At 59.3% G+C, this 12,359-nt stretch carries 13 protein-coding genes; 6 read left to right on the top strand and 7 right to left on the bottom strand.

What is annotated here, in order from left to right; all coding sequences use genetic code 11:
* Positions 1-22: 22 nt before the first annotated feature.
* The 3 genes from D3Z90_RS24090 to D3Z90_RS24080 all read right to left on the bottom strand — a co-directional run bounded on the left by D3Z90_RS24090 (position 23) and on the right by D3Z90_RS24080 (position 2,322).
* Positions 23-1,132: an AGE family epimerase/isomerase gene (locus D3Z90_RS24090; protein WP_136478381.1), complete on the bottom strand. Its 1,110-nt coding sequence runs from the start codon at positions 1,130-1,132 to the stop codon at positions 23-25.
* A gap of 55 nt (positions 1,133-1,187) precedes the next feature.
* Complete coding sequence (locus tag D3Z90_RS24085) at positions 1,188-1,820, bottom strand: TetR family transcriptional regulator (protein WP_136478380.1); 633 nt, start codon at positions 1,818-1,820, stop codon at positions 1,188-1,190.
* A gap of 133 nt (positions 1,821-1,953) precedes the next feature.
* Positions 1,954-2,322, bottom strand: a complete 369-nt coding sequence (locus D3Z90_RS24080) for a hypothetical protein (RefSeq protein WP_136478379.1) — start codon at positions 2,320-2,322, stop codon at positions 1,954-1,956.
* Between the two features lie 328 nt (positions 2,323-2,650).
* Between D3Z90_RS24080 and D3Z90_RS24075 the strand changes: the two genes are divergently transcribed.
* Positions 2,651-4,711: an AsmA family protein gene (locus tag D3Z90_RS24075; RefSeq protein ID WP_136478378.1), complete on the top strand. Its 2,061-nt coding sequence runs from the start codon at positions 2,651-2,653 to the stop codon at positions 4,709-4,711.
* 79 nt (positions 4,712-4,790) lie between these two features.
* Here D3Z90_RS24075 and D3Z90_RS24070 read toward each other — a convergent pair whose 3' ends face one another.
* Positions 4,791-5,321 (bottom strand): bacterioferritin, encoded by a 531-nt coding sequence (locus D3Z90_RS24070; protein WP_136478377.1) that lies wholly within the window; start codon positions 5,319-5,321, stop codon positions 4,791-4,793.
* Between the two features lie 87 nt (positions 5,322-5,408).
* Complete coding sequence (osmE, locus tag D3Z90_RS24065; RefSeq protein WP_136478376.1) at positions 5,409-5,762, bottom strand: osmotically-inducible lipoprotein OsmE; 354 nt, start codon at positions 5,760-5,762, stop codon at positions 5,409-5,411.
* A 123-nt stretch (positions 5,763-5,885) separates the two neighbouring features.
* Between osmE and D3Z90_RS24060 the strand changes: the two genes are divergently transcribed.
* Positions 5,886-6,776: a triacylglycerol lipase gene (locus D3Z90_RS24060; protein ID WP_136478375.1), complete on the top strand. Its 891-nt coding sequence runs from the start codon at positions 5,886-5,888 to the stop codon at positions 6,774-6,776.
* Here the strand turns inward: D3Z90_RS24060 and D3Z90_RS24055 are convergent.
* Positions 6,757-7,653 carry a DMT family transporter gene (locus D3Z90_RS24055; protein WP_136478374.1) on the bottom strand — a complete coding sequence of 299 codons (897 nt, stop codon included), beginning with the start codon at positions 7,651-7,653 and terminating at the stop codon, positions 6,757-6,759. The genes D3Z90_RS24060 and D3Z90_RS24055 overlap by 20 nt on opposite strands.
* Positions 7,654-7,751: 98 nt before the next feature.
* On the opposite strand from D3Z90_RS24055, the gene D3Z90_RS24050 reads away from it, so the two are divergent.
* A complete protein-coding gene (locus D3Z90_RS24050) occupies positions 7,752-8,552 on the top strand; it encodes a helix-turn-helix domain-containing protein (protein WP_136478373.1) in 801 nt (266 codons plus the stop codon).
* Between the two features lie 46 nt (positions 8,553-8,598).
* The gene (locus D3Z90_RS24045; RefSeq protein WP_136478372.1) at positions 8,599-9,606 is read left to right on the top strand and encodes an AI-2E family transporter; all 1,008 of its coding nucleotides are present in this window, start codon (positions 8,599-8,601) and stop codon (positions 9,604-9,606) included.
* A gap of 69 nt (positions 9,607-9,675) precedes the next feature.
* On the opposite strand, the gene D3Z90_RS24040 is transcribed toward D3Z90_RS24045, so the two are convergent.
* Positions 9,676-10,941: an Hsp70 family protein gene (locus tag D3Z90_RS24040; protein ID WP_136478371.1), complete on the bottom strand. Its 1,266-nt coding sequence runs from the start codon at positions 10,939-10,941 to the stop codon at positions 9,676-9,678.
* A 159-nt stretch (positions 10,942-11,100) separates the two neighbouring features.
* Here D3Z90_RS24040 and cbpA point away from each other — a divergent pair, with 159 nt between their 5' ends.
* Both cbpA and D3Z90_RS24030 read left to right on the top strand, forming a co-directional pair.
* A complete protein-coding gene (gene cbpA, locus D3Z90_RS24035) occupies positions 11,101-12,048 on the top strand; it encodes a curved DNA-binding protein (RefSeq protein WP_136478370.1) in 948 nt (315 codons plus the stop codon).
* 2 nt (positions 12,049-12,050) lie between these two features.
* The gene (locus D3Z90_RS24030; RefSeq protein ID WP_136478369.1) at positions 12,051-12,356 is read left to right on the top strand and encodes a chaperone modulator CbpM; all 306 of its coding nucleotides are present in this window, start codon (positions 12,051-12,053) and stop codon (positions 12,354-12,356) included.
* Positions 12,357-12,359 lie beyond the last annotated feature (3 nt).

Below are 12,359 nucleotides of genomic sequence, written 5' to 3'. Positions count from 1 at the left end.
CGGGACGCGTCCCGCGATCGCATCAAATCTGCTGCTCAAGCCCCTGCAGGCAGGTGGCCAGATGATAAGGCGTGGTCGACGGCATATCGCTGCGGCTGACAGCACCATTGGCATCGCGGCACTCGTGCCAGCCACCGGCATGCAGGAAGTCGCGTTGTAGCGCTAGGAGCTGGGTGAGCACCTTGTCGGCACTGTTACAGCGCAGGGCCAAGGCCCGCAGGTACTCGGCTTGAGCCCAGATGCGCTGGGTGGCATCGCGGAGCTGGCCCTCGCTGCCGAGCATGGACAAGACCGCCGTACCTTTCACCCCGTATTGTTCGGCGTAGGCAAATGCGCGGTCGAGGGACGCGTGCAGCTCGCCACCACGCAATAGTGGCGAAGACTCGAGTAGATAGAACCATTCGAACTGGTGCCCTGGCTCGAACCAGTTGTCCACAGCGCCGCGAGGCTTTTCCAACATCACCCCATGATCAGGATCGACGAAGTGCGTTTGCATGGCAGCCGCCAGGTTTTGCAACGCGCTCTGCACCGCCGCATCGTCGCGCACGGCCAATGTGGCAAGAAACGCTTCGGCCAGGTGCATCAGTGGGTTCTGAAGCGGACCGCTATGCAGATCCGACCAGTCCTCATCAAGACTGGCTTCATACAGCCCATCATCACGGCCGAAACGCTCAGCGACGATGCTCAGGGCAGCATTGAGCGTGGACTCGACCAATTGTTCACGAACCTGTCCCCAGTAATGAGCGCAGGCAAAAATGATGAAGGCGTGGGTATAAAGGTCTTTGCGCCGATCCAGCGGTTTACCCTGGGCATCGATGCTGTAGAACCAGCCGCCATGCTCGGCATCGTGGAAGTGCCGTTGCAGCGAGCGAAACAGCGCGCCAGCACGCTCGCGGGCACCAGGCTGTTCGATCCGGCTGCTGAACAGGTACAGCTGGCGCGCACAGGCCATGGCCCGGTATCGCTGCACTGGCAGGGGCTGATGCTGGGGATCGAGGGCTTCGAAAGGCAGCGCCATTTCTGCATTCCAGCCCGGACCTTGCCAGAGCGGCACAATGCGCTGGGTAAAGTGCGTTTGCACCTGTTCAAACAGGGCAGGCAGTTCAGGCTGGGCAGTACGAAGGTCGGGCATGGAGAAGTGTCGTCGCGATCAGTGCGTTTGCGCGCATGTTAGCAGGAAACGGCCATCAGATTGGCGTGCCGAGCCCTTGCCAATGCTTGGCACCGACAAAGATGAAGCGCAACTGTTGGGTGATCTTGTCCTGGGCGCTCAGCGACTGTGCGCTGCCGTCGGCGGGCTCGTCGATCAGCTCTGGCAAGGTCGCAAACACGGTTTTCACCACCAGGTCGGCTATGACCGAAAGGGCGTCGTTATCCAGGTGTTGCCAGCGCGGCATGCGGGCAAGGTCAGTGGCCAGGTCCGAGCTGATGCCGTCGCGCAACGTGGCGATCGCCTGGCGCACAGGCTGTGAGCCGCCGTATTGCTCGCGCGCCAGGAATAGAAACTGTGCACGGTTAGCGGCCACCACATCGAGGAAGATCCGCACCGAGGCGTCGGTGATACCACCGAGTTCGATCTCATTGTGGCGCACCAGGCGGATGGTCTGGCGAAAGGTTTCGCCGACTTCGTTTACCAGGGCCAGGCCGAGCTGGTCCATGTCGGTAAAGTGGCGGTAGAAGCCTGTTGGCACGATACCCGCGCACTTGCTCACTTCACGCAGGCTGATACTGCCGAAACCCCGGCCACTTTCCATCAGTTGGCGGGCGGCATCCAGTAGGGCTTGGCGGGTCTGTAGTTTTTGTTCGGCGCGCGGCAGCATGGCGAGTATCGGCTGGCAGTGAAACAGCCCTGCACTCTAATAGCCTGCGCCAGGAAAACAAAGCCCGGTCAGTTGACCGGGCTGGGAGGGGAACCGTTGCAAGGCTGGTAACTCTTGTTTTCTGGCATGGGCGTTAGCTCACGCGTTGGTTTTTTTCGATCAGGCGATCAGAGCCACCTTCAGCAACACGCACGTTGCGCTCCAGCAGACGATCCGAGCCACCTTCGGCGACGCGGTTGTTGCGCTCCAGGAGACGATCCGAGCCACCTTCGGCGACGCGGTTATTGCGCTCCAGGAGACGATCCGAGCCACCTTCGGCGACGCGATTGTTGCGTTCCAACAGACGATCGGAACCGCCTTCGGCCAGGGTGTTCAGCGGTTGCGAGATGACCGTAGTACTGCTACGTGATTCAGCGGTCAGGCTTTGTTCGCTGGCTGGGATGGCGAAAGCATTGGCAGCCAGGATGGACAGGGAAAGGCTCAGCAGCAATTGGCGTTTCATTGTTCGGTGCTCCTAGGTGGGGCTGGAAAGTGAGTACGGAGCCAATGCTACGCCCGGGGGCGGCAGATAAAAGTTCATAAAGATAATGGTAACAATCAACCGAATTGATGTTTTGCAGCGATGGCTCTAGCACAGTCTTTACAGGGCTATCGAGAGAGTTCGCAGGTGCTGCTGGCGAGATTGATTGCGGCGTTCATTGATGAGTGACCGAGGGAAAAACCTGTTTTTTCGTCGTCAATTTAAACCCCTGGGGTTTTCATCAGTCCCATAGTTTAAGTGCCATCAAAACGCCCACCTTTTGTCTGGTGGTCGTCAGGAGAATCATGCAATGACGCGCCCCGTGAAAATCCTTACCTGGACCCTCGCCAGCTTGCTACTGGTCCTCGCACTTGTGGTGATCGTCATTGCCACATTCGACTGGAACCGGATCAAGCCGACCCTCAATGCCAAGGTCTCGGAGGCACTGCACAGGCCCTTCGCCATTAACGGCAACCTCGCTGTACGTTGGCAGCGCGAGCCTGAGGAGGGGGGGTGGCGAGCTTGGGTACCGTGGCCGCGCTTCATCGCGGACGACTTGACGTTGGGTAACCCGCAGTGGCTCAAGGAGCCGCAAATGGTTGGCCTCAAACGTGTCGAGTTTCGCTTGTCGCCCCTGCCGTTGCTGTTCCAGCGTATCGTGATTCCGCGTATCGATTTGAACCAACCCACAGCCAGCCTGAAACGCCTGGCAGATGGGCGCGCCAACTGGACCTTCGACTTCGGCCCCAAGGATGAGAATGCCGAACCGTCGCCGTGGGTGCTGGATATCGGCGCCATTGGTTTCGACAAGGGCCAGGTAAGCCTTGATGACCAAACGCTGAAAACGACCCTGGATGTGCAGATTGACCCGCTCGGCAAGCCCATACCTTTCAGCGATATCGTTGGTAAGGCCTCGGCGCAGAAAGCTGGCAATGCCCAGGACTATGCATTCGGTCTCAAGGCCAAGGGACGTTACAAGGGCCAGGCGCTTTCCGGCTCTGGCAAGATTGGCGGGCTGCTGGCGTTGCAGGACGCCAGTCAGCCGTTCCCTTTGCAGGCCGACATACAGATTGCCGATACCCGGGTAGCCCTTGCCGGTACCCTGACGGATCCGCGTAACCTCGGCGGGCTGGACCTGCGTCTGCGCCTTTCGGGTGCCAGCCTGGGTAATCTCTATCCGCTTACCGGTGTAACCCTGCCGGATTCGCCGCCTTATTCCACTGATGGGCATCTGACGGCCAAACTACATGAGCCTGGGGGGGCGCTGTTTCGCTATCAAGGCTTCAACGGCAAGATCGGTGACAGTGATATTCACGGCGACCTCACCTTCGCCTCCAGACAGCCACGGCCCAAACTCAGTGGCAACCTTGTTTCCAATCAATTGCTGTTCAAGGACCTTGCACCGCTGATCGGTGCAGACTCCAACGCTGAGCAAAAGGCGCGGGGCGGGGCCAGCAAACAACCTGCGGGCAAGGTGCTGCCGGTCGAGGAATTTCGTACCGAGCGTTGGCGGACCATGGATGCCGACGTGACCTTCAGCGGCAAACGGATCGTTCACAGCGAGGATTTGCCCTTCACTGATCTCTCCAGTCACTTTGTACTTGACGATGGCGTGCTGCGCCTGGAGCCGCTGCGCTTTGGTGTGGCAGGCGGCAAGCTCGATGCGCAGATACGTCTCGATGGACGTGCAGTTCCTTTGCAGGGGCGGGCCAAACTCAGTGCCAGAGGCTTCAAGCTCAAGCAGTTGTTCCCGACTTTCGAGCCGATGAAGACCAGCTTCGGCCAGCTCAATGGCGATGCGGACTTGAGCGGACGGGGCAACTCGGTGGCGAAGTTGCTGGCAACCTCAAATGGTGAGCTGAAGATGCTCATCAACGATGGTGCGATCAGCCGCGGCTTGATGGAAATTGCCGGGCTTAATGTTGGCAACTATGTGGTGGGGCAATTGTTCGGTGACAAGGAAGTGAAGATCAACTGCGCGGCAGCCGACTTCGGGATCAAGGACGGCTTGGCGACCACTCGGCTGTTCGTATTCGATACTGAGAACGCGATCATCTATATCGACGGAACGGCCAACTTTGCCAGTGAACAGCTGGATCTGAAAATCAATCCCGAGTCCAAGGGCTTGCGGCTGTTTTCATTGCGCTCGCCCCTGTATGTGCGCGGGCCTTTTGCCAAACCAAGCGCAGGTGTACAGGCGGTGCCGTTGGCCTTGCGCGGCGCGGGTATGGTAGCGCTGGGGCTGGCGGTCGGCCCGGCGGCGGGCTTGCTGGCGTTGGTGGCGCCGGGTGGCGATGTGCCCAATCAGTGCACGCCGTTGCTGGAGCAAATGAAGTCGGGCAAGGCACCGCGATCGGTCAAAGCGGGTTAAAAAGTCCAGGAGGTGTCGCCGATGGGGGAGGGCTTGCTCAGCGATGGAGCAAGCCCTGCTTGCTGGGAGCGGGTAAGGTTCAAAGCCCTTTGAGCAGGTCCGCCATGTCGTCGGCGTGTTCTTCTTCCTGCGCCAGGATGTCTTCGAAGATGCGTCGGGTCGTTGGGTCGGATTCCCCAATGTACTGGATGATTTCGCGGTAGCTGTCGATGGCGATCCGTTCGGCAATCAGGTCCTCGAGGACCATTTCCTTGAGATTGCTGCCGGCAACGTATTGGGCATGGGAGTTTTTACTCAAGTTGTCGGGGTTGAGGTCCGGCTCGCCGCCCAACTGCACGATGCGTTCAGCTAGCTTGTCGGCATGCTCGAGTTCCTGGGTGGCGTGTTCGAGAAACTCGTCAGCGGCTACGCTGGCCTTGATCCCGCTGGCCATGTAGTAGTGCCGTTTGTAGCGCAATGCGCAGACCCACTCGGTGGCCAGCGACTCATTGAGCAGGCGCAGGATTTTTTCTCGGTCGGCGCTGTAGCCTTCGGTCACGGCGCCTTGTTCGACATGCTGGCGCGCACGTTCGCGCAAGGTTTTCACATCGGTCAGTTCAACGGTGCTCATTGTCATCTCCAGGCTGAAAACGGATTGCTTCACGCTCTGTAGGCGCATTGCCTGCGCAAGGTTAGAGCAAGCAATGCGTTGAGAGTTTTATACCTTGGCTTTGGCCTTCTCGACGGCGTCGTCATCTTGCTGACGTTGTTCGCAGGTCTTGAAACCCTTGTCGTCGACATGCCCGGTGGCATCAAAGCGCACGTAGTAGGCCTGTTGCTTGCCTTCATGGTTGAGGATGTAGTTGTTGCAGGTGCCACCATGAGGCAGGTCGATCACCGTGGAAGGGCTGCCGCCAATGGCAATGACCCGTTGCATGGTCATGCCGTCCTGCACTTGTTTCACCAGGGGTGCGTCACGGTAGGTGACGTAGTCGACGGGATTTTCCGGACGGCTGCCGCACGCAGTCAGGGCTGTGGTGGCCAGAAGGATTGCCAGGGTCTGTTTGTACATGGTCATGCTCCTTGCTGAAGGTCTACAGGGTTGGAACCACAGCGAGCGTCTGGAGTTCGATTGCGATTGCCATTGAAGTGCCTGTAGTGTTGGGCGACTTTCCACGGAACGGGGATTGCAGTCATGGCCCAAGGGCTCGCCACGCGTTATCCACTGGTGCTGGTACCGGGCATGCTCGGCTTTGTTCGACTGCTGCTGTACCCCTACTGGTTCGGTATCGTTTCAGCGCTGCGCCGGGGCGGCGCCAAGGTCTTCGCTATTCAGGTATCACCGCTCAATTCCACCGAGGTGCGCGGTGAGCAGTTGCTGCAGATCATTGAAGACATTCGGCGCCGTACGGGGGCCGACAAGGTCAATTTGCTCGGCCACAGTCAGGGCGCACTTACCGCCCGCTATGCGGCGGCCAAACGACCGCAATGGGTGGCTTCGGTGACCTCCATTGCCGGCCCCAACCACGGCTCGGAGCTGGCTGACTATGTGTTGGAACATTACCCCGCCGACAGCGCCCGAGGGCGTTTGCTCAAGGCCTTGCTGCATGCACTCGGGATCCTGATGGGCTGGCTCGAAACCGGCTGGCGCGGCCCCCGGTTGCCCATCGATGTGCGCGCTTCGCACCATGCCCTGACCTGCGCTGGCGTTGCCGTGTTCAATCAGTCTTATCCACAGGGTTTGCCCAGCACGTGGGGCGCAGAGGGGGCGGCCGAAGTCAACGGCGTGCGTTATTACTCCTGGTCCGGGACGTTGCAGCCCGGTTTGACTGACAAGGGCTTGAACCGCCTGGATGGCAGCAACCGATTCTGTCGCTTGTTTGCGCGCACCTTCGTGCGCGAGTCCGGACAGTGCGATGGCATGGTCGGGCGCTACAGCTCGCACCTGGGCCAGGTGATCGGCGATGACTACCCGCTCGACCACCTGGATATCGTCAATCAGTCATTGGGCGCGGTAGGCAAGGGCGCCGATCCGCTAAGGCTGTTCACCGAGCATGCGGCGCGACTCAAGGCTGCCGGGTTGTAGCGGGAACCGGACGCACTGGGGTTTTCCAGCGTTCGGCAAGGATTACGCCGGCCAGGGTCATCAGGCCGCCGACCAGGTGATACAGCGCTAGCTGTTCATTCAATACCAAGGCCGCGATCACCGCCGTGATTGCCGGCAGCAGGTTGAAAAACAGCGTGGTGCGGCTTGGCCCCAGGCGGGTAACGGCTTGCATCCAGGCCAGTGGTGCAACCATCGAGGCGAGCACGCAGGCGTACAGCACCAACCCTATGTTGCCGGTGCCCAGACCGGTCTTTTCCGAGAACAGAAACAGCGGGAACAGCACAATGATCGCCACCAGTACCTGCAGGTACAGCAAGAGCAGTGGCGCAAGCCGTAGCTGCCATTTCTTCAGTAAGGTGCTGTATAGCGCATAGGCCAGCGTGGCGATCAGCATCAGCGCATCGCCGCTGTTAAGGCCATGTTGCAGGAGCAATCCCAGGTCGCCGCCTGACACCACGACCAACACGCCGATAAAAGACACCACCGCCCCGATCAAGGCGCCGAAGGTCAAGCGCAGGCCCAGACTGATGATGGCCATTGCCAGGGACATCAGCGGCATCAACGAGAGGATGATGCCCATGTTGGTCGCACTGGTTACGGCGGCGGCGAAATAGGCCAGGCTCTGGTACACCGCCATACCCAGCACGCCGAGAATGAAGATCTTGCCCAGGTTCGGGCGGATGTGCGCCCAGTTGCGCAGCATCGGCCTCAGCAGGAAGGGCGTGAACAACAGCCCGGCCAGCAGCCAGCGATAGAAACCGATTTCGGCGGGAAAAATGGCCCCGGCCGACATTTTGGTGATCACGGTGTTGCCGGCCCAGATCAGGATAGCCAACAGCGGAAACGCATAATTCATGTCGCAGAAACTCGTATGGGTACAGGACACTATTATCCATGTGTCTGTTCTGTTGCTTATACTTGTATCCAGACAACCGGCCCATTGATCCAGACAACATGTCGCGCAAATACGTCAATATCCCTACATTCACCGCCTTACCGGCACCGGTCTATTTCCGCTACGACGAGTTCGGCGCCGATACTCATGGCCCTGCGCATCGTCATGACTGGGGGCAACTCAATTACACCGCCCACGGCATCATGCACCTGGAAATAGACGGGCAGCGTTTTGTCTCGCCGCCGCACTATGCAGTCTGGGTGCCACCAGGCACTGAACACAGTTGCTACAACCCCCAGGCCATCGTCTACCGCTCGGTGTACCTGGATCGTGCGCTGTGTCAGGCATTGCCGGCGCAGCCGTGCACACTGGTCATCAGCGAGATCCTCAAGGCCATCCTCGGCGACTTTGCCCGGCGTGACGTCAATATTCCCGAGGATGACGCGGATCGGCGACTGGCTCAGGTGCTGGTCGATCAACTGCGCCAGGCACCCACCCAAACCTGCTTTCTGCCCTTCGCTCGCAGTGCCGGCCTGGATGGCATTCTCCAGGCGTTGCAGGCTGCTCCTGCGGACAACCGGCCATTGGCCGATTGGGCCGCCAGTGTCCATGTCAGTGAACGCACCTTGGCGCGTCAATTTTTGCGTGAGTTGGGCATCAGCTTTGGCGAGTGGCGTTTGCGTCTGCGCTTTCTTCGGGCGATCGACGCGCTGGAGCAGAACCTGCCGATCCAGCAGATTGCCTATGACCTGGGCTACAGCAGCCCCTCGGCGTTTATTGCCATGTTCCAGCGTCATGCCAACTGCACGCCAGAGCAATATCGACGTCAGGCTCGTACTGCCACTATGCCTGCCCGGTGAAGGCTGGCAGACTGCGCCTTTCCCTGCAGTTGCCCTTTGAGGTTGTATGACCTTTACCCCGCGCCAGATCAAAATGGCCAGTTGGATCATCGTTTTCGCCGGCCTGCTGCTGGTGCTTCCGCTCAAGTTGTTGCCCAGCCTGTTGGCGGGCCTGCTGGTGTTCGAGCTGGTCAATATGCTCACCCCCAAGTTGCAGCATTTGATTGCTGGAGAGCGTGCGCGCTGGTTGGCGGTGGCGTTGCTCGGCACCCTGGTGGTCAGCACCCTGTCGTTGCTGTTTGCCGGCGCGATCAGCTTTTTGCTGCACGAGGCCGAGAATCCTGGCGCATCGCTGGACAAGTTCATGCTGCTGGTGGATCAGGCTCGCGGACAGTTGCCGCCCTTCGTTGATGCCTACTTGCCCGCCAGCGCAGCGGAGTTCAAGGTGGCTATCGGTGTATGGCTCAAGACCCACCTGGGAGAGTTGCAACTGGTGGGCAAGGGCGCTGCGCATATGTTCGTCACCTTGTTGATCGGGATGATCCTTGGCGCAATTGTGGCGTTGCAGCGTCTGCCTGATATCTCCCGTCGTAAACCGCTGGCCGCGGCGCTGTTCAATCGCCTGGCGCTGCTGGTGCAGGCGTTTCGCAATATCGTTTTCGCGCAGATAAAGATTTCCCTGCTCAACACCTTTTTCACCGGGATCTTCCTGGCGGTGGTGTTGCCGATGTTCGATGTGCACCTGCCGCTGACCAAAACCCTGATTGTGCTGACGTTCCTACTGGGCTTGCTACCGGTGATCGGTAATCTGATCTCCAACACCTTGATCACTATCGTCGGTTTGTCGTTGTCGATCTGGGTGGCCATGGCGGCGCTGGGCTATCTGATTGTTATCCACAAGGTCGAGTATTTTCTCAACGCACGGATTGTCGGTGGGCAGATCAGCGCCAAGTCGTGGGAACTGCTCTTGGCGATGCTGGTATGTGAGGCGGCGTTCGGGTTGCCGGGAGTGGTGGCGGGGCCGATCTACTATGCCTACCTCAAGAGTGAGCTGAGGCAGGCTGAGCTGGTGTAAGGCGTTGCTCACGGGGCAAGCCCGCTCCTGCCGGGAGAGTCCGGTGGAGTGGGCTTGTACGAAAAACCATCAGCCGTAGCGTTTACGCGCCTCAATTGCCAGACCGCTGCCGATGCTGCCAAAGATATTGCCTTCAACATGGCGTGCATTGGGCAGCATGGCCGCCACACTCTGGCGCAACGCCGGAATGCCGCTGGAGCCGCCAGTAAAGAACACCGTATCCACTTGGGCGACACCAACGCCAGCCTTGCTCAGCAGCTCGCTGACACTGCCGCGAACCCGCTCGAGCAGGTTATCGATAGAGGCCTCGAACAGTGCGCGGGACAGGTCCACGCTCAGTCCGGCCTCGACGCGCTTGAGGTCTACCAGGCGGCTGTCGGTATGGGTCAGCTCGATCTTGGTTTCTTCCACTTCCATGGCCAGCCAGTGGCCGGCACGCTGTTCGATCAGTTTGAACAGGCGGTCGATACCATTGGTGTCTTCGATGTCATAGCGCATGCTGCCCAGCGCCAGCTGGGATTTTTGCGAATAGACCGAGTTGATCGTGTGCCAGGTGGCCAGGTTCATGTGGTGACTGGTGGGCATGAACGCGCCGCTTTTCATCCGGCTGCCGTAGCCGAACAGCGGCATCACGCCTTGCAGGCTCAGTTGCTTATCGAAGTCGGTACCGCCGATGTGTACGCCGCCCGTGGCTAGAATGTCACTTTGACGGTCATCGATCATATGGCGCTCAGGGGCCAGGCGTACCAGAGAGAAATCCGAGGTACCACCGCCGATGTCGACGATCAATACCAGCTCTTCACCCTGAATGCTCGACTCATAGTCGAACGCTGCGGCAATCGGTTCATATTGGAATGACACTTCTTTGAAGCCGATTTTCTTCGCAACTTCCGCGAGGGTATCTTCGGCTTCTTGGTCGGCAGCCTGGTCGTCATCGACAAAATGTACCGGGCGGCCAAGCACGACTTCATCGAAAGTTCGGCCAGCGTTGGCTTCGGCGCGCTTCTTCAGTTCGCCGATGAACATGCCCAGCAGGTCCTTGAACGGCAGTGCGGTGCCAAGCACGCTGGTGTCGTGCTTGATCAGCTTGGAGCCCAGCAGGCTCTTGAGCGAGCGCATCAGACGGCCTTCATAACCTTCGAGGTATTCGTGCAGGGCAAGCCGGCCGTAGGCCGGGCGGCGCTCCTCGATATTGAAGAACACTACCGACGGCAGGGTGATCTTGCCGTCTTCCAGGGCGATCAACGATTCCTCGCCAGGGCGATGCCAGCCGACGGTGGAATTGGAGGTGCCAAAGTCGATGCCGCAGGCACGGGCCGGGGATGCGTCACTCATGGGTTGTACTTCCGGGGGAAAAACGGCCGCGCAGTTTATGCCAGTGGCCAGCAGAATCAAGACCGATTATCTGCTTTACAGCAAACCCAAGGGTGCCTTGAAAGGCTATGCTTGACCCCAATCTTCAGAAGCATTGAACAACTGATGGTGATTCCTTAGATGGACTTCAAAGACTATTACAAAATACTTGGCGTAGAGCCCACTGCGGATGACAAGGCGATCAAGACCGCCTACCGCAAGCTTGCGCGCAAGTATCACCCCGACGTCAGCAAAGAACGCGACGCCGAAGAAAAATTCAAGGAAGCCAACGAGGCCTATGAGGCCTTGAGCAACCCGGAAAAACGCGCCGAGTACGACGAGCTGCGCAAGTACGGTCAGCATGGCCGTCCGTTTCAGGGGCCGCCGGGCTGGGAAAACCGCAGTTCGGGCGGATTCGAAGGGGGCGACTTTTCCGACTTCTTCAGCTCGATCTTCGGTGCACGTGGCGGCAACGGCAATCCTTTTGGCCGCGGCCAGCAACGTAGCGCCGGTCGGCGAGGGCAAGACGTGGAAATGGAACTGGCGATTTTCCTTGAGGAAACCCTGTCCGGCGAATCCAAGCAAATCAGCTTCCAGGTTCCGCAGTACAACGCCCATGGCCAGCGTACCGGTTTCACCACCAAGACCCTGAACGTGAAAATTCCGGCCGGTGTAACCGACGGCGAGAAAATTCGCCTCAAGGGCCAGGGTGCTTCGGGTATTGGCGGCGGCGCCAACGGCGACCTGTTCCTGACCGTTCGCATGGCACCGCACCCGCTGTTCGATGTCGAAGGTCATGACCTGATCATCACCGTGCCTCTGGCACCCTGGGAAGCCGCGCTTGGCACCAAGGTGGCGGTACCGACGCTGACCGGCAAGATCAACCTGACCATTCGTCCGGACAGTCAGAGCGGCCAACGCCTGCGCGTCAAGGGCATGGGCCTGGCGAACAAGCAGGGCGAGCGTGGTGATCTCTACGCGCAGTTGAAAGTGGTAATGCCTAGCCAGAGCGACGACGCAACCCGCGAGTTGTGGAGCAAGTTGGCGCAAAAGGCAGCGTTCAATCCGAGGACTCAATGGAGTAACTGATCATGCGCAGTACCCTGGTCGTTCAACTGGACATGCAGACCCTTTGTCGGGAAGCCGATCTACCGGCGGCCTATGTGATCGAAATCGTCGAACACGGCATTGTTGAACCTTCCGGGCGAACGCCGGAAGAGTGGTTGTTTGACGATCAGGCCGCGGTGTTGGCCAAACGCGCGGCGAAACTGCAGCGCGAGCTTGAGCTTGAGTGGGAAGGGGTGGCCCTGGCCCTGGAGTTGCTGGAAGAGGTTCAGCAACTGCGCAGTGAGAACAGCATGCTCAAACAGCGCCTGGGCAGGTTTGTACAAGACTGAAAG

Origin of the sequence: Pseudomonas sp. DG56-2, assembly GCF_004803755.1 — a bacterium.
GTDB lineage: Bacteria > Pseudomonadota > Gammaproteobacteria > Pseudomonadales > Pseudomonadaceae > Aquipseudomonas > Aquipseudomonas auratipiscis.
Note: the sequence above shows the minus strand (reverse complement) of the source record. Positions and strands in the feature narration are given on the sequence as shown.